Here is a 17,707-nt window from a genome sequence, read left to right on the forward strand (position 1 = left end):
CAGGTGATGAAATGACGAAAAAGAAAACAGCCGAAACACAGGAAGAAATCAAGCAGAACGCACAGCAGGCCGAAGAACGGCCCGCATGCCCGGGGCAGGAAGAAGCGGCCCCTGCGGAAGAAATGGTCACAAAAGCCGAATATCAGCAGCTGAGCGATAAATATCTTCGCACACTTGCCGAATATGATAACTTCAGAAAGCGTTCACAGAAAGAGCGCGAAAGCATTTACAGCGATGTCACCGCTTCCACGGCGGCGGCGCTTCTGCCCGTTTTGGATAATTTAGAGCTGGCGGTCAAACAAAACAGCAGCGATGCAGAATATAAAAAAGGCATCGAGCTGATCGAAAAACAGTTCCGCGAGCTGCTTGAAAAACTGGGCATCACCGAGATCATCGCCGAAGGGCAGCCCTTTGACCCGCTGCTGCATGACGCGGTGCTCCACACCGAAAACGACGATCTGCCCGAAAACACCGTGGCGCAGGTAATGCGCACAGGCTGGCAGATGGGCGAAAAAGTGATCCGCCATGCGCTGGTGCAGGTGGCAAACTAATCACAGGCTTATCAATAATATAAAAATAAAAACTTATTTGTGTTTGATTTGGAGGAATATAATATGGCAAAAATCATTGGTATCGACCTTGGCACAACAAACTCCTGCGTAGCCGTTATCGAAGGCGGCGAACCTGTCGTCATCCCCAACGCGGAAGGCGCAAGAACCACCCCCTCTGTGGTGGCTTTTAAAAACGGCGAGAGAATGGTGGGCCAGGTGGCCAAAAGACAGGCAGTGACCAACCCCCAGCGCACCGTGATGTCGATCAAGCGCGAAATGGGCACCGCACATGAAGTGGATATCGACGGCAAAAAATTCAGCCCGCAGGAAATTTCCGCAATGATCCTGCAGAAACTGAAGCAGGATGCGGAAGCTTATCTGGGTTCCCCCGTGAAAGAAGCCGTCATCACCGTTCCTGCTTATTTCACCGACGCACAGCGCCAGGCCACAAAGGATGCCGGCAAGATCGCGGGCCTGGATGTAAAGAGAATCATCAATGAACCCACCGCCGCGGCGCTGGCCTATGGCGTGGATAAAGAAAATGAACAGACTGTGATGGTTTATGACCTGGGCGGTGGCACATTCGATGTTTCCATCCTTTCCATCGGCGACGGCGCTGTGGAAGTTCTGGCCACCGCGGGCAACAACCGCCTGGGCGGCGATGATTTCGACGAACGCATCGTGAAATGGATGCTGAGCGAATTCAAAAATCAGGAAGGCATCGATCTTTCCGGCGACCGCATGGCCATGCAGCGCCTGAAGGAAGCCGCTGAAAAAGCGAAGATCGAACTTTCCGGCATGACCAGCACAGAGATCCATCTGCCTTATATCACGGCGGATGTCAACGGCGGCAAGAACCTGGAAATGACCCTCAGCCGCGCAAAATTCAATGACCTGACCCGCGACCTGGTGGAAGCCACCATGGGCCCCGTTCGTCAGGCGCTCAGCGACGCCGGCATCGGCGCCGAAAAACTGGCAAAGATCCTTCTGGTGGGCGGTTCTTCCAGAATCCCCGCTGTGCAGGAAGCCGTTAAGAATATTACGGGCAAAGAACCCTTCAAGGGCATCAACCCCGATGAATGCGTCGCCATCGGCGCGGCCATCCAGGGCGGCGTTCTGGTCGGCGAAGTGAAAGACCTGCTGCTGCTGGATGTGGCGCCCCTGTCTTTGGGCATCGAGACCCTGGGCGGCGTCTGCACCCGCATCATCGAGCGCAACACCACCATCCCCACCAAAAAAAGCCAGGTGTTCTCTACCGCGGCCGACAGCCAGACTTCCGTTGAAGTGCATGTGCTGCAGGGCGAAAGAGAAATGGCCCGCGACAACAAGAGCCTGGGCCTGTTCCATCTGGATGGCATCCCGGCGGCTCCCCGCGGCGTGCCCCAGATCGAAGTTACTTTCGATATCGATGCCAACGGCATCGTGAATGTTTCCGCAAAGGATATGGGCACCGGCAAAGAACAGAAGATCACCATCACTTCTTCCACCAATATGTCGAAGGATGATATCGATAAAGCCGTTCACGAAGCGGAACAGTTCGCGGCCGAAGACAAAAAGCGCCGTGAAGACATCGACACCCGCAACAACGCCGAAAGCCTGCTGTATCAGACGGAAAAGAGCCTCGGCGAGCTGGGCGACAAGGTTTCGGCCGATGAAAAGAAGCCCGTTGAAGAGCAGCTGGAAAAACTGCGCGAAGCGCTGAAGGGCGACAACATCGAAACCATCAAGACCGAAACAGAAGAACTGACAAAGAAATTTTATGCCATTGCCGAAAAACTTTATCAGCAGGCGCCCCCGCAGGGCGACGCCCAGAACGGCCAGCCCGGCGCAGGCCAGGGCGCACCGGAAGGCAATGTATATGACGCCGATTACAAAGTCGTAGACGACGAAAAGAAAAAAGACTAATCGAAACACGCAAAAAGCATTGCTGCGGGAAGATTTCCGCGCAGCAATGCTTTTCAGCCATCAAACAGAGTTGAGGAGACAACTATGCCCGAACAGAAAAGAGATTTCTATGAGGTTCTGGGTCTGCAAAAAGGCGCAACCGATGACGAAATCAAAAAAGCATATCGCAGGCTGGCGAAAAAATACCATCCCGACCTGAACCCCGGCGATAAAGAAGCCGAGGAACGGATGAAGGAAGTCAACGCCGCCTATGAGGTGCTTTCCGATCCCGAAAAAAAATCCCGCTATGACCAGTTCGGCCACGCGGGGGTTGATCCTTCCTATGGAGCAGGCGCAGGCGCGGGCGGTTATGGCGGCTACGGCGGCTTTGGCGAGGATTTTGACCTGGGCAGCATTTTCGACAGCTTTTTCGGCGGCGGCGGAAGAAGCCAGGCCCAGCGCAACGGCCCGCGCCGGGGCGAAAATGTGCAGGTGAACATCACCCTTACTTTTGAAGAAGCGGCGTTCGGCTGTGAAAAAGAGATCAATGTCAGCCGCGTTGAAAATTGCCCCGATTGCGGCGGAAGCGGCGCGAAAAAGGGCACCCATAAAGAAACCTGCCCCGATTGCCACGGCACCGGCCAGGTGAAGACCACCCAGCGCACGGTGTTCGGCGTGTTCCAATCCAGCGGCCCCTGCCCCAGATGCCACGGCACCGGCAAGATCATCAAAGAACCCTGTGAGACCTGCCATGGGGCGGGCGCGGTTCGCCGCAGCCGCACCATCAATGTGAAGATCCCGGCGGGCATCGATCACGGCCAGACGATCTCTGTGCGCGGCGAAGGCAGCGTGGGCGCAAACGGCGGGCCCACAGGCGATGTTTATGTAACGGTTTCCATCAAGCCCCATGATATCTTCAAACGCCGCGGGCAGGATGTGATGATCGAAATGCCGGTCACCTTTGTGCAGGCCACTTTGGGTGCGGAACTGACCGTTCCCACCATCGATGGCAAGGTGCAGTATACCATGCCCGAAGGCACACAGCCCGACACCATTTTCCGCATCAAAGGGAAAGGCATCCCCAACATCAACGGCAGGGGGCGCGGCGATCATTATGTGAAAGTGAAGATCGAGATCCCGAAGAACCTGACGGAAGACCAGCGCCAGATTCTGGCGCGCTTTGATGAAAGCGTGGGCGAAAACTGCTATAAACAAAAGAAATCTTTCAAAGATAAGATGAAAGATCTGTTTAAATAGAAGCGGGCGTCACAGGCCGCTTTGAAAGAGCGATCGAAAGAAAAAACAGCGGAAGCCGCAATTCGATGCGATTTCCGCTGTTTCTTTGTGTGGAAAGGCCGGCAGAAGGGACGGCGAAAAGAACGCTCAGCGCTTCTGCCCGAAAAAATCTTTGAGCAGCGCGGCGCATTCTTCTTTGAGAATGCCCGGCACCACGGCGGGTTTATGATTGAAGTTTTCTTCAAACAGGTTGATAACACCGCCCACCGCGCCGCCCTTTGGATCTTTGGCGCCATAATAAATTTGGGGGATGCGGGCGTTGAGAATGGCCCCCGCGCACATGGGGCAGGGTTCCAGCGTCACATAAAGCGCGCAGTCATCCAGCCGCCAGCGCCCCAAAGCGCGGCAGGCGTCATCGATGGCGGCGATCTCGGCGTGAAGAAGCGCATTGCGGCATTCTTCGCGGCGGTTGCGGCCGCGGCCCACGATGCGGCCGTTTTGAACGATCACGCAGCCCACGGGAACATCACCGCTGGAAATGGCTTCTTTTGCCAGCAGAAGAGCTTCTTTCATAAAAAGTTCGTGTTGATCCAAGAGAAGGTTCCTCCCTGGGGCAGCGCCCCGGCCTTGCAAAAATCCGATCGTTTGCATTATACTGCAAAAAGGGGAAAAGAAAAAGAGGAGAACAGGATGGAAGAAAAAGAAAAAATTTTCGGGATTCTGAATCAAAAGGGCGTTCCTTTCGAACACTATCAGCATGAAGCGCTGGGCAATGTGATGGAACGGGTGGAGAAAAACCTCTGTTTCGACGCGGTGATCTGCAAAAATTTATTTGTGACCACCCGCAAGCATGACCGCGTTTTTCTGGTGATGCTGCGGGCGGAAAAACGGGCGGATCTGCATGAGCTTGCCAAAAAAATGGGCACCACCCATCTGGGCTTTGCCCCGCCGGAGCTTCTGGCGCAGATGCTGCATCAAAAACCCGGTTCCGTGGGGCCGCTGGGCATCCTCAGCGATGAACAGGGCCGCGTGGAAGTGTTTTTTGATGAATCGCTGAAAGGCAGCCCCCGCGTCGCCATGCATCCCAGCGTGAACACGGATACCGTGGTGCTGGCCTTTGACGATTTGGAAAAACTTATCCGCGAAAACGGGAATCAAATTCATTATATTGTCTTTTGAATCAGAAAACAGAATAAAGCCAAAATGTAAAATTAATAAAAAATTGTGAAATATTCTGTAGAATTCGTAAGAAATATAGACTATAATGAATCGTCTGAGTGACAAGAAAGGATGTATTCGTTATGGAACGCTCAAAGGGTTCTTCGAAACGGCATATTGCCGCGTCAGGCAAAAACAACACGGCTGAAAAACCAAGAGAAGGAAGCTTTCTGCTCATCTTATTAGGTCTTGCGCTGGTGATCGTTGCAGTCATCGAGATCTTTAATCACAAGGGCCTCGGTGGGCTGTTTACTTTTTTAAAGGAACACACCTATGCTTTTTTCGCCAATTATCTGATCGTGCTCGCGGCGCTTTCCCCGGCGCTTTTGTTCAAAAGAAGGGCATTTTATACGCTTGTGGCTTCGATCGTATTGCTGATCGGCGGCGCGGTAAACGGTTTTATCATTCTCAGCCGCATGACGCCTTTCACCACGGCCGATGTGGCGGTGTTCACCACGGGGCTCGAAGTGCTGCCGAACTATCTGAAACCTTTTCAGATCGTGCTGCTGGTGGTGTTTGTAGTGCTTTTGCTGGCGGGCCTGATTTTGTTTTTCATCAAAGGGCCGCATAGCAGCGCCGGCTGGAAACGGCGCCTGCTCACCGGCGCGATCTCAGTGGTCTGCGCGGTTTCCTGCGCCATCGGCGGCGTTTCTTATGGGCTGGATCATGCCAAGCTTTCTCAAATCTTCAGCAACCTGGCTTTTGCTTATGAAGATTATGGCTTTGCCTATTGCTTTTTGAACACCTGGCTGAATGTGGGCATTCACCGCCCGCAGGATTATTCCCAGCAAAGCATCGACGGGATCAAAAAAAATATCGAAAAAGACAGCGCTTTGCAAACGCCGAAAGCCGAGCAGAAGCCCAATGTGGTTTTTGTTCAGCTGGAATCGTTTTTTGACCCCAAACAGATCGAAGGGCTGGAACTTTCGGAAGACGCGCTGCCCAACTGGCACGCGATGCAGAAAGAATTCAGCCATGGCTTTTTGACGGTGCCTGTGGTGGGCGCCGGAACGGCCAACACCGAATTCGAGGTTCTTTCCGGCATGAGCACCCGCTTCTTTGGGCCGGGTGAATATCCTTATAAAACGGTGATGAAAGATAATTGCGTGGAATCGGTGGCCTATGACCTTAAAAAACTGGGCTATGGCACACACGCGGTTCACAATCACCGCGGCGTGTTCTATGGCCGCAATGAAGTTTATAAGAATATGGGCTTCGATTCGTTCACTTCGCTGGAATATATGTCGGGCACAGATACCACACCGAAAAACTGGGCCAAAGATAAAATGCTCACCAAAGAGATCCTTCTGGCGCTGGATTCCACCAAGCAGCAGGACCTGGTGTTCACCGTTTCCGTGCAGGGCCATGGCAAATATCCCACCACGCCTGTGCTGGAAGATCCGGCTATCACGGTGGAAAAGGTGCAAAATGAAGACGAGCATTACGCCATCGAATATTATGTGAATCAGATCCACGAAATGGATCAGTTCATCCGCGAACTGACGGATGCGCTGAAAAAACGCGACGAAAAGACCGTGGTGGTTTTTTACGGAGATCATCTGCCTTCGCTGGGCCTTGGAACACAGGATGTTTTCAGCCAGGATCTCTATAAAACCGAATATCTGATGTGGGATAACTTCGGGATGGAATATCAGAAGGAAAATTTAAAGGCCTATCAGCTTTCTTCCGAGGTGCTGGGCCGTCTGGGCATCACCGAAGGTGTGATGAACCAATATCACCAATATTGCCGCGAGGAGCCGGGTTATTTAACTGACTTGCGCCGGCTGCAATATGATGTTTTATATGGCCGCGATTATCTGTATAACGGCCAAAACCCCTATAAGCCTTCCAAAATGCGAATGGGTGTCGCCGATATCGAGGTGACCGGATTCATCAAGGTGGAAAAATCGTGGTATATCGAGGGCAATAACTTCACAAGCTATTGCAAGGCCACGGTGAACGGAAAAATTCTGGAAACAGAATTCCTCAACAGCCACCTGCTGCGCGTGATCGGCGAGCCAAAGGTGGATAGCCTGGATCAGATCAAAATCAGCGTGGTTGAAAAATATAATGAGGTGCTGAGCGTTACAGAATAGCGCAGGCATCGAAAAGGCTTCGAAAAGCAAAGCTTTTCGAAGCCTTTTTTCTTTTTGCCTGCCTTTGAGGGGCTGTTAAAAAGGTGTTGAAAAGAGACAAGAAAAGAAAACTCCAAATGTCACTAAAAAGCAAAAAAACAGAAGCAATCTGATAATATTGTATTAATAAAGTTCAAAGAAATATAATAAAATAGCCCTGAAACCATCCGGAAAGCAAAATTGTAAAAAACGACTGTGCGCAAAGCGAAAACACTGTATGAGATTCACAAAAAGCCTGTGAGAAAAGCAGAAGAGAATATAGAATATTGCATTAAAATGACACAAAAATAACAGTTAGTGACTTAACTATTAGGATAAAACCATCAAAAAAACAGTTAATAATTTGAAATTATGTTGCATAATAGACAAAATGGCGGTATAATTCGTAGCAACAAAAGAAAATAAATATGCAACAATGAAAAAGTGATTTGGCATGATCGTCATGCTGAAAATATTATGAAGAGGTGAATTTACTAATGAGAACAAGGAAAATACGCTATTTGAGTTTATTGCTGGCGCTTGTCATGGTTCTTGGTTTGTTTGCGGGCTGCTCTAAAAACGAGACCAAAACCACCGACACCAAAAAAGAAGAAACCACAAAGAGCACCACAAAAGATTCCATCGTGATCGCCACAGCAAACGAAACCCCTTCTCTTTCCCCCACACAGCATAACGCGGTTGCCGGTTCTTATATGAACCTGCTGACCTACAACACATTGTTCAAAGGCGCTATGGATCTGAAACCTGTTCCCGATCTGGTTGAAGATTATAAGAATGTCACAGACAGCGAATGGGAAATGACCCTGAAAAAAGGTGTCAAGTTCCATAACGGTGAAGAAATGAAGGCCGACGATGTGGTTGCCTCGTTGCAGTGGGCAAAAACATTCCCCGAAGTCAGCCTGTATAACGAAAGCATCGCCAAAGTTGAAAAGATCGACGATTATAAAATCAAGATCACAACAGACGGCCCCGATGCAAGATTGCTCAGCGACCTGTCTCACCATGGCAACTCCATCGTGCCGAAGTCTTTGATCGACAGCGGCAACGATTTCAACAAGAACCCCATCGGCACAGGCCCGTATGTCTTTAAAGAATGGGTCTCCGGCGATAAGATCGTGTTTGAAGCTTTCAAAGATTATTTTGAAGGCGAGCCCCCCATCAAGAACATGACATGGAGAATCATCCCCGAAGGCTCCTCCAGAACAATCGCTCTGGAAGCCGGCGAAATCGACTTCATCGTTGAAGTGGAAGCCATGGACGCCGAGCGCCTGCGCGGCAATGACAAACTGAGCGTTCTGGAATATCACGCCACCAACGAAACATGGATGATGCTCAACAACGAAAAACCGGGCCTGGATAATGTTCTGGTTCGTAAAGCCATCAACGCAGCAGTTGATAAGGATTCTGTTGTTCAGGTTGCCTATAACGGCATGGCAGTTCCCGCTTATTCTCAGGCTCCCAACAACCTCCCCGGCGGCAGCGAAGACAAAACAGATAAGTATGATGTAGAAAAAGCCAAGAAATATCTGGCCGATTCCAAAGTTGATCCCGCAAGCATCAAGTTCTCCATCATCTGCTCTGACGACACCAAGAAGAGAGCAGGCGAAGTTGTTCAGGCGAACTTGAAAGAAAACCTGGGCATCAATTGCGAAATCGAATCCATGGACCTTGCAACATATCTTTCCACCACAGCTGAAGGCAACTACACAGCGGCGATCGGCGGATATTCTTCCTCCACAATGCTGGGTTATATGATCGGTGTTTGCCATTCCAAATCTATCAACGCTTCTAACAAGACCCGTATGAGCAATAAAGATGTGGATGCGCTGATCGACAAAGCTTCCAAGACTGTTGATGAAGACGCAAGATACAAGATCCTGTCTGAAGCCGTTGCAAAAGTTAACGACCTGTGCCCCCAGATCCCGCTGTATCAGCCCATCTCTCTGAGAGCTTATAACAAGAACCTAAAGGGCGTTGAAGTCAGCGACAGCGGCACATTGTATTTCAATAAAGTGTCGTGGGCTAGCTAATTAAAAATTAAACTTCCCAAAAATAAGCGGCGATCCTTTTGGATCGCCGCTTTTCTCGTATATAAAAAGGCCAAAACGGAGAAATAAATGAAATAACAATTAAATATATGTTAAAATTGTGAACAAATAAAGGGAAAAACGATCAAGTTTAGAAGATTTATTAAAAAATCAAAAAATTGTGAAAAGTGGAACGAAGCATCAAAATAAAATATGCAATGTAAACAAAAGCATAAAACAAAATATGGAAAACAAACCATGGATATTTAGTAAAAAGGCACAAAACAGTTGAAAAAAATTAGAAAAAATACGGGTAAAGCATACGAACAAAAATATTAAAAAAAGAAAATGTTATTGCAAATTTAACAAAAAGACTTTATAATTCAAGCATCTTCTTGGATGAGATGACAAGAGGAAGAAAACAGCTGTAAGGCAGCTGAATAGTTTTATTGAGGTGAGACAATATGAGAAACAGAAAACTGCGCGTTCTAAGTTTGCTGCTGGCGGTCGTCATGCTGGCGGGTCTGTTTGCCGGGTGCTCAAAAAACACGGCGAATGGTGACAGCAAGGATACCGGCAAAACAAGTGAGAAAACATCCACAAAAGACAGCATCACCATTGCAACCATGAGCGAAACTCCGTCTATGTCCCCCTACGATCATAACGCAACAGCCGGTTCTTATATGAACTTGCTGACCTACAACACGCTGTTTAAATCCAACATGGATATGGAACCTGTTCCTGCTCTGGTCGATACCTATGAAAATATCAGTGATACCGAATGGAAGATGACTTTGAAAAAAGGCATCAAGTTCCATAACGGCGAAACCATGACAGCCAACGATGTGAAAGCTTCCATCGAATATGGCAAGACCTTCCCCGAAGTCAGCCTGTATAACGACTGCGTCAAATCGATCGAAGTTGTTGACGATCAGACCTTCATCGTTCATACAAACGGCGTTTCCGCTGTGCTGCTCAACCACCTCTGCCATCATGGCAACGCGATCGTGCCGAAATCCCTGATCGATAAAGGCAACGATTTCAATAAGAACCCCATCGGCTCCGGCCCGTATGTCTTTAAAAACTGGGTTCTGGGCGACAAAGTTGAATTTGAAGCTTTTGCCGATTATTATGACGGCGCACCGGCCATCAAAAAGATGACCTGGAAGATCATCCCCGAAGGCTCTTCGAGAACCATTGCTCTGGAAGCCGGCGAGATCGATTTCATCGTGGAAGTGGAAGCGATGGATTATGACCGCCTGAAAGAGAACAAAGATGTTTCGATCTATGAGTATAACGCGACAGAACATAACTGGATGATGCTCAACAACGAAAAACCCGGTTTGGATAATGTTCTGGTTCGCAAAGCTTTGAACGCCGCCATCGATAAAGAAGCCATCGTCACCGTTGCCTTGAATGGCCGCGGCACCGCGATCACTTCTCATGTGCCCAACAACCTGCCGGGCTACAGCGATAAAAACGCCGTGAAATATGATCCCGAACAGGCAAAAAAATGGCTGGCGGAATCCGGCGTCCCCGCATCCGATATCTATTTCTCGATCATTTGCTCTAACGACACCAAGAAGAGAGCTGCCGAAGTGATCCAGGCCAATGTAAAAGAAGTGCTGGGCATCAAGTGCGATATCGAATCCATGGACCTTGCAACTTATCTTTCCACAACAGGCGAGGGCAACTACACGGCTTCTATCGGCAACTATACCGCTTCCGATATGCTTTCCTTCATGATCGGCGTCTATCATTCCAAATCCATCAACGGTTCCAACAAGACCCGTTTGAACAACAAAGATGTGGACGCGCTGATCGACAAAGCTTCCGCAACGCTTGACCCCGATGAAAGAAACAAGACATTGGAAGAATGCTCCGCGCTGATTAACGAGCTCTGCCCGCAGGTGCCGATCTATCAGCCCATCAACTTCCGTGCTTATAATTCGGGCTTGAAGGGCGTTGAGGTCACACCTTCCGGAACACTGTATTTTGAAAATGTATATTGGGGCTAATTCGCAAAATACACATTATTAATAATAGCGTTTCCAAAAAGAAAAAAGAAGAGTGCTGAATAAAAGATCCGGCGCCGGTGAGTTTTCTCATCGGCGCCGGATCTTTTTGCCTGTTATAACAGAAAGGAAACGGGAAAACATCGCGGCGGCGGAAAAAGACAAGAAGCTGCACGGCACATCAAAAAAAGAGAACTGCGGACAAAAAGACTGAAAAAGCGCTGAGAAAAAAGAAAACCCGAAATTCTTACACTTTGACAAGAAAATGTTTAAAAAATGTATATATCATATAATATGTCAAAGTAGGCAAGTGGCAAAATGACTAAAAATTAAACATTAAAATGACTGCAAAAAGGCAACATAACCATTATTTATGAATAATTGATGACTAAATATGGCGAAATGTAAATTAAAATTAATAAAAAATTATTTTTTATGTTGCAATTTCACAATAAAGCTATTATAATACGAATCACCGGAAGGGTAATTCGGCCCTGCCGAGTAAAACGATTGAACTGTTATCCAAGGCTTTGGATAGGTTCAAAAATATTATATGAGGTGAAATCAATGAGAAACCGCAAACTGCGCGTGCTGAGCTTGATCCTCGCCACCATGATGCTGGTTGGTATGCTGGCTGGTTGCTCTTCCAAGGGAAGCAGTGACAAAAACAGCGACAAGACCACAGGTGACAGCTCCAAGGGCACAGCGAAAGACACACTGATTGTCGCTACAATGAGCGAAACTCCTTCTGTTCACTATGCTGACCACAATGCAACAGCTGGTTCTTATGTCAATGCTCTGACATATGACACATTGTTCAGAAGTGATAAAGACCTGAAGCCCCAGCCTCACCTGGTTGAGAGCTACGAAAACCTCTCCGATACCGTATGGCAGTTCAAACTGAAATCCGGCATCAAGTTCCATAACGGCGAAACAATGACCGCTAACGATGTTAAGGCTTCTCTGGAAAAAGCGAAGACTTATCCTGAAGTCAGCCTGTATAACGATTCCATCTCTTCTGTTGAAGTTGTGGATGACCTGACTTTCAAAATCACAACTCCCGCTCCTTCCGCGATCCTGCTGAACAACCTTTGCCATCACGGCAATGCCATTGTTCCGAAGTCTCTGATCGATTCCAACAACGATTTCGGCAAGAACCCCATCGGTTCCGGCCCCTATGTCTTCAAAAACTGGACACTGGGCGACAGCCTGGAATTCGAAGCCTTTGCTGATTATTTTGATGGCGCTCCCGCTATCAAGAAGATCGTTTGGAAGACCATTCCCGAAGGTTCCTCCAGAACCATCGCTATGGAAGCCGGCGAAGTCGACTTCGTTATCGAAGTTGAAGCAATGGACGCTGACCGTCTGAAGGAAAATTCCGATGTCACCGTTTATGAATTCAACTCCACAGAAGAAAACTGGCTGATGCTGAACAACGAAAAGCCCGGCCTGGATAATGTTCTGGTTCGTAAGGCCATCAATGCCGCTATCGATAAGGATTCCGTTGTTACCGTTGCTATGAACGGCCAGGGCAAACCCGCTCTGTCTGCCTGCCCTGCAAACCTGCTCGGCGCCAGCGATGAAAACACAGACAAGTATGATGTGGAAAAGGCTAAGAAATATCTGGCTGATTCCAAAGTGGATCCCGCTTCTGTGAAGCTGTCCATCATCTGCTCCAACGACTGGAAAAAGCGTGCCGGCGAAGTAATTCAGGCGAACCTGAAAGAAGTTGGCATCACTGCTGATATCGAATCCATGGACCTTGCAACATATCTGTCCACAACAGCTGAAGGCAACTATACAGCAGCTATCGGTGGCTACACCGCTTCTGACATGGTTTCCTACATGGTTGGTGTGTATCATTCGAAATCCATCAACGCTTCCAACAAAACCCGTGTGAACGACGCTAAGGTTGATGAGCTGATCGACAAAGCAGCAGCTACCATCGACGAAGGCGAAAGAGAAAAGATCCTGAAAGAATGCACCGCTCGCCTGAATGATCTGTGCACACAGGCTCCTCTGTTCCAGGGCGTTGTAATGCGTGCTTACAACAAGAACCTCGAAGGCGTTCTGATCACCAACAGCGGTGATATGTACTTCGACAAAGCTAAGTGGGCTGCCTAAGCTTCACAGCTTTCAAACAGCAAACAAAAGCCGATGCTCTGATGAGCATCGGCTTTTTTCTTGTTTAAAAAGAGGATGCAACGACCTGCTGCGGCTGCTTTATCATATTTTCAAGAAAACATATCTTGCGAAAGACAAGGTGCGCTTTCAACATATAAATTCGATATAGCATATTTATCGCAAAATTATAAATAATATGCTGAAAATTATAAAAGCAAGATAATGCAATTATTGAAAACGATGCCTCGAAAACCTCGAAATCGTTTGTGTAAAAACAACAGATATTCAATATATTGAATATCGTATAATATCATAAACTCCAAATCGTTCTGAAATGGCCGAAAAAGCCTTGCAACCCTTGGTATCAGCCCCTATAATACAAAACAAGCCGCAAGAACCGGCGGCAAAACATTACTTTATGAGGTGATACCGATGAGCAGAAAAAGAAAATGGATGAGCATGGTAACAGTGATGGTGATGCTGATTAGCCTGCTGACAGGGTGCGCGAAGGATGCTTCGGTATCCGGCAAAAAAACCGAGGGCAGCGAACAGGTTCAGCCCACGGGCGCATCGACCAAAGATACTTTGGTCGTGGCCACCACAAGCGAAACCCCCACCATGAGCCCCTATTCCCACAACGCGGTGGCAGGCTCTTACATGAACTTGCTGACTTACAACACATTGTTTCGCACAGATATGAAACTGAATCCCGAACCTTCACTGGTGGAAAGCTATGAAACCGCCAGCGACACCGAATGGGTCTTCCATTTGAAAAAAGGCGTCAAATTCCATGACGGAAGCGAAATGAAGGCCGCCGATGTGAAAGCATCGCTGGAATATGCAAAAACTTTCCCCGAGGTTTCTCAATATAACAAATCCATCGTGTCGGTGGAAGCGGTGGATGATTACACCGTGAAGATCACCACTGACGGCCCCAGCGCCGTGCTGCTGAACAACCTTTGCCACCACGGCAACGCCATTGTTCCCAAAGCCCTGATCGACAGCGGCAACGATTTCAACAAGAACCCCGTTGGCACAGGCCCTTATGTTTTGAAAAAGTGGACATTGGGCGACAGTCTGGAATTTGAAAGCTTTGATGATTATTTCGGCGGCGCGCCGGCCATCAAAAAAATGACATGGAAGATCATCCCCGAAGGTTCTTCCAGAACCATCGCGCTGGAAGCCGGCGAAGTGGATATGATCATTGAAGTGGAAGCCATGGATGCGCAGCGCATCAAAGATAACAAAGATTTAACTTTACTGAGAACCCAATCCACCGCGCTGAACTGGATGGTTTTGAATAATGAAAAGCCCGGCCTCGACAATCAGCAGGTTCGCCACGCCATCAACTGCGCCATCAACAAAGAAAATGTGGTCACCGTGGCGCTGAATGGCATGGGCACTGTGACAAAAGGCATGGGCGCGCCGATGCTGGCGGGTTACAGCGCTGAAAACGAAGAAACCTATGACCTGAAAAAAGCAAAAGAATATATGAAAGATTCGGGCGTTGATCCGAAGACCGTTGAATTATCCATCATCTGTTCCAACGACACGAAAAAACGCGCCGCAGAAGTGATCCAGGCGGATCTTTCCGAGATCGGCATCAAGGCTGAAATCGAAACAATGGATCTGGCCACTTATCTTTCGGCCACGGTAGAAGGCAATTTCACCGCCTGCATCGGCGGATATACAGCCACTGACCTGGTCTCTCATGTAACGGGCGTTTTCGATAGCTCTTCGATCAATGCTTCCAACCAGGCAAGATTCAGCAACCCCGAAGTGGATGAGCTGATCCATCAGGCTTCTTCCACAGTGGATGAAGAAGCGCGCAACAAGATCTTGAAAAACCTGATGGGCAAAATGAACGAATATCTGCCCAACATCTCTTTGTATACGGCGGATACCCTCCGCGCCTACAATTCGGGCCTGCAGGGGGTGGAAGTCAACGCCGGCGGCACCATGTATATGGAAAAGATCAGCTGGAAAGCAAACTAAGCCAAACAACTCCCTCTGAAATTCCCTCGAATTTCAACTCATATAAAAAAGCAGGGCTTCGCCGTTCTTATGGCGAAGCCCTGCTTTTGCACTGCTGTAAAAAGTCGGAAATTCGCAAAAAGAAGAAAAAAGCATAAAAAGATGAAAAAATAGCAAAATACACAGAAGCCGGGATTTAGGAAGATAAAATATGGAATATATTCACAATCGATATTTCGAAAAGTAAGAAATAAATTTTAGCGGATAGACAAAAGGAATAAAAGCGGCGGGCACTTATTGTGCAAAAAGAAAAGGGAAAAAACATCGGCGGTGCAGCCTTCAAAAGCAGGTGCTTGAAATGTTCTTATCTTTTACTCTATAATAAGAAACAGTTGGGAAAAAGAAAGAAATTGAGGGAAAAATGAAACGGCCGATGAAAAAAAGTTTATGGGCGGCAGGCGGCGTTGTCATCGTCGCGGTGATCTGTGCGCTGGTTCTATTCAGCCAGAAAAAAGCGGATCCGGCCCAAGATGATCCTTTGAAAACACAGCAGGTTCCGGCGGATGCCCGCGCGGAAACACTTGTGGTGGCTTCGGGCAGCGAGCCCCCCTCTCTGACAACGACAGAGCATAACGCTCAGGCGGGCACAGCGATCAACTTGCTGTTATATAACACACTGGTGAAATATGATGAAAAGCTGAACCCGGTGCCCGATTTGGCCGAAAGCTATGAAAATATTTCAGAGACGGAATGGATCTTCCATTTGCGCCATGGCGTAAAATTCCACGACGGAAAAGAAATGACGGCTGCGGATGTGGCGGCTTCTATTCAACATGCCCAAAAGTCCCCCGAAGTCAGCCTTTACAGTTCCTCTGTCGCCAAGATCGAAGAGGTGGATTCTTATACGGTGAAGATCACCACAGACGGCCCGGCGGCCACGCTGATCGATCAGCTTTGCCAGCACGGCAATTCCATTCTGCCGAAGGAGCTGCTGGATAAAGGGAACAATTTCAATAAGAATCCCATTGGAACGGGGCCTTATCGCTTTTTAAGATGGGTTCCCGGCGAACGCGTGGAACTGGAAGCTTTCAGCGGCTATTTTGACAGACAGAGCCGCCCCGCTTTGAAATATCTGATATGGCGCGTGATCCCCGAAGGCGCAACGCGCACCGCGGCGCTGGAACGCGGCGAAGTGGATTATGTGGTGGATATCGAAACCGGCGATGTGGAGCAGCTGGCGAAAAACCAGAATATTACGGTGAGCGAAGTGCCTTCCACAGCCCAGACCAGCCTGATGCTGAATAACACGGCGCCGGGGCTGAACCGGCAGGATGTAAGGCGGGCGATCTACAGCGCCATCGACCGCGAAAAAGTTGTGAAAACGGCGCTCAACGGCCACGGCATCGCGGCCTATGCGCAGGCGCCCGCCAATCTGGAAGGGGCCACCACAGAAGGCTGTGACCCTTATGACCCGGAATTGGCCAAAAGCCTGATGGCGCAATCGGGCATCGATCCTTCAAAGCTCAATCTTTCCATCATCTGCAGCAACAGCACGAAAAAGCGGGCCGCGCTGTCGATTCAGGAGGATCTGAGCCAGTTGGGCATCACCTGCGATATCACGATGCTGGATTTGGCGACTTATCTGGCCACCACCTCAGAGGGCAACTATACGGCCGCGGTGGGCGGCTTTTCAACGGGCGATATGATCTCTTATCTTGTGGGGGTGTTCCACTCCAATTCTATCACCACCACCAACCGATGCCGGTTGAATAACGCTATGGTGGATATGCTCATCGATGAGGCCGCCAAAACATTGGAAGCTTCACAGCGCAAAGATCTGCTGCGCCAATGCAACTCTCTGCTCAATTCGCTTTGCCCCCAGGTGCCGCTTTATCAGGAAGCCGTGGTGCAAGCCTATGCTTCCGATTTAAAAGGGGTCAAGCTCAGCCCCTTGGGAATCGTTCATTTTAACGAAGTTTCCCGCGACAGCGCAAAGGGATGAGGCGCAAAACCGAATCGAATCAAAGCCCCCGCCGAAGACTGTTTTTCGGCGGGGGCTTTTCTTTTTGCCGGGCGGGGTTTTGATAAAAAACAGCCCACGGGCGGGGGCGCCAATAACATAATGTTAAAAAAGAAAAAATGTGGAAGAATAGAACCCTAATTGTTTAACAAATCGTTAAATTTGTGAGAAAACGCATAAATACAGAATTCAAAAACTTATAAAATGTAAATAATGCACAAAATATGAAAAAGATAATGGTATTTTATGCCATTTTAATTGTGCAATAAGACAAAGAAGACTATTAAAAATTGTGCATTTGTGAACTTTATAAACAACAATTATTAATATTTATTTAAAACAATTGTTGCAATTCACTATTATTAAATATATAATACTAAACACACATGGCAAAAGAAAACGAGTTTCGAGCATCTTCTTGTTTTTCACCGTTTTTTCGGCTTAGGGGGCGAAAAAACGAAGGGCAAAGAGAAGGAATCAGAAACTGAAAACTGCCTTGTGGCTGTTTCATCGTCAGACCATC

General features: G+C 48.4%; 11 protein-coding genes. 10 read left to right on the plus strand and 1 reads right to left on the minus strand.

The genetic code is table 11. From position 1 onward, the window contains the following. Nucleotides 1–11: 11 nt before the first annotated feature. The 3 genes from ACJA3I_RS04230 (at nt 12) to dnaJ (ending at nt 3,692) form a co-directional block, all read left to right on the plus strand. Nucleotides 12–551: a nucleotide exchange factor GrpE gene (locus tag ACJA3I_RS04230; protein ID WP_458863527.1), complete on the plus strand. Its 540-nt coding sequence runs from the start codon at nt 12–14 to the stop codon at nt 549–551. Between the two features lie 63 nt (nt 552–614). Then, on the plus strand, nt 615–2,456 hold the full coding sequence (dnaK, locus tag ACJA3I_RS04235; RefSeq protein WP_458863528.1) for a molecular chaperone DnaK: 1,842 nt from the start codon (nt 615–617) through the stop codon (nt 2,454–2,456). Between the two features lie 84 nt (nt 2,457–2,540). Next, nucleotides 2,541–3,692, plus strand: a complete 1,152-nt coding sequence (gene dnaJ, locus ACJA3I_RS04240) for a molecular chaperone DnaJ (protein WP_458863529.1) — start codon at nt 2,541–2,543, stop codon at nt 3,690–3,692. Nucleotides 3,693–3,818: 126 nt separating this feature from the next. Here the strand turns inward: dnaJ and ACJA3I_RS04245 are convergent, their stop codons facing one another. After that, nucleotides 3,819–4,265: a nucleoside deaminase gene (locus tag ACJA3I_RS04245; RefSeq protein ID WP_458863530.1), complete on the minus strand. Its 447-nt coding sequence runs from the start codon at nt 4,263–4,265 to the stop codon at nt 3,819–3,821. A 96-nt stretch (nt 4,266–4,361) separates the two neighbouring features. Here ACJA3I_RS04245 and ACJA3I_RS04250 point away from each other — a divergent pair, with 96 nt between their 5' ends. From ACJA3I_RS04250 to ACJA3I_RS04280, 7 genes are all read left to right on the plus strand, one after another. Next, a complete protein-coding gene (locus tag ACJA3I_RS04250; RefSeq protein WP_458863531.1) occupies nt 4,362–4,850 on the plus strand; it encodes a YbaK/EbsC family protein in 489 nt (162 codons plus the stop codon). Between the two features lie 122 nt (nt 4,851–4,972). Further along, nucleotides 4,973–6,985: an LTA synthase family protein gene (locus ACJA3I_RS04255; protein WP_458863532.1), complete on the plus strand. Its 2,013-nt coding sequence runs from the start codon at nt 4,973–4,975 to the stop codon at nt 6,983–6,985. A 515-nt stretch (nt 6,986–7,500) separates the two neighbouring features. Then, nucleotides 7,501–9,054: an ABC transporter substrate-binding protein gene (locus tag ACJA3I_RS04260; RefSeq protein WP_458863533.1), complete on the plus strand. Its 1,554-nt coding sequence runs from the start codon at nt 7,501–7,503 to the stop codon at nt 9,052–9,054. A gap of 461 nt (nt 9,055–9,515) precedes the next feature. Beyond that, entirely contained in the window at nt 9,516–11,069 is a 1,554-nt protein-coding gene (locus tag ACJA3I_RS04265; protein WP_458863534.1) for an ABC transporter substrate-binding protein, read from the plus strand. 564 nt (nt 11,070–11,633) lie between these two features. Then, nucleotides 11,634–13,190, plus strand: coding sequence for an ABC transporter substrate-binding protein (locus tag ACJA3I_RS04270; RefSeq protein WP_458863535.1), 1,557 nt, complete (start codon nt 11,634–11,636; stop codon nt 13,188–13,190). A gap of 432 nt (nt 13,191–13,622) precedes the next feature. Continuing rightward, nucleotides 13,623–15,185 carry an ABC transporter substrate-binding protein gene (locus ACJA3I_RS04275; RefSeq protein ID WP_458863536.1) on the plus strand — a complete coding sequence of 521 codons (1,563 nt, stop codon included), beginning with the start codon at nt 13,623–13,625 and terminating at the stop codon, nt 15,183–15,185. Between the two features lie 412 nt (nt 15,186–15,597). Next, nucleotides 15,598–17,166: an ABC transporter substrate-binding protein gene (locus tag ACJA3I_RS04280; protein WP_458863537.1), complete on the plus strand. Its 1,569-nt coding sequence runs from the start codon at nt 15,598–15,600 to the stop codon at nt 17,164–17,166. The last annotated feature ends 541 nt before the right edge of the window (nt 17,167–17,707 follow it).

The sequence above is a fragment of the Acidaminobacterium chupaoyuni genome, assembly GCF_047936785.1.
Taxonomy (GTDB): domain Bacteria; phylum Bacillota; class Clostridia; order Oscillospirales; family Butyricicoccaceae; genus Acidaminobacterium; species Acidaminobacterium chupaoyuni.

Excerpts from the sequence above, each read along its gene's own strand:
- dnaK (WP_458863528.1), top strand. The coding sequence starts at position 615 with ATGGCAAAAATCATTGGTATCGACCTTGGCACAACAAACTCCTGCGTA.
- ACJA3I_RS04265 (WP_458863534.1), top strand. The coding sequence starts at position 9,516 with ATGAGAAACAGAAAACTGCGCGTTCTAAGTTTGCTGCTGGCGGTCGTC.
- ACJA3I_RS04250 (WP_458863531.1), top strand. The coding sequence starts at position 4,362 with ATGGAAGAAAAAGAAAAAATTTTCGGGATTCTGAATCAAAAGGGCGTT.
- ACJA3I_RS04255 (WP_458863532.1), top strand. The coding sequence starts at position 4,973 with ATGGAACGCTCAAAGGGTTCTTCGAAACGGCATATTGCCGCGTCAGGC.
- ACJA3I_RS04280 (WP_458863537.1), top strand. The coding sequence starts at position 15,598 with ATGAAAAAAAGTTTATGGGCGGCAGGCGGCGTTGTCATCGTCGCGGTG.
- ACJA3I_RS04230 (WP_458863527.1), top strand. The coding sequence starts at position 12 with ATGACGAAAAAGAAAACAGCCGAAACACAGGAAGAAATCAAGCAGAAC.
- ACJA3I_RS04275 (WP_458863536.1), top strand. The coding sequence starts at position 13,623 with ATGAGCAGAAAAAGAAAATGGATGAGCATGGTAACAGTGATGGTGATG.
- ACJA3I_RS04270 (WP_458863535.1), top strand. The coding sequence starts at position 11,634 with ATGAGAAACCGCAAACTGCGCGTGCTGAGCTTGATCCTCGCCACCATG.
- ACJA3I_RS04260 (WP_458863533.1), top strand. The coding sequence starts at position 7,501 with ATGAGAACAAGGAAAATACGCTATTTGAGTTTATTGCTGGCGCTTGTC.
- dnaJ (WP_458863529.1), top strand. The coding sequence starts at position 2,541 with ATGCCCGAACAGAAAAGAGATTTCTATGAGGTTCTGGGTCTGCAAAAA.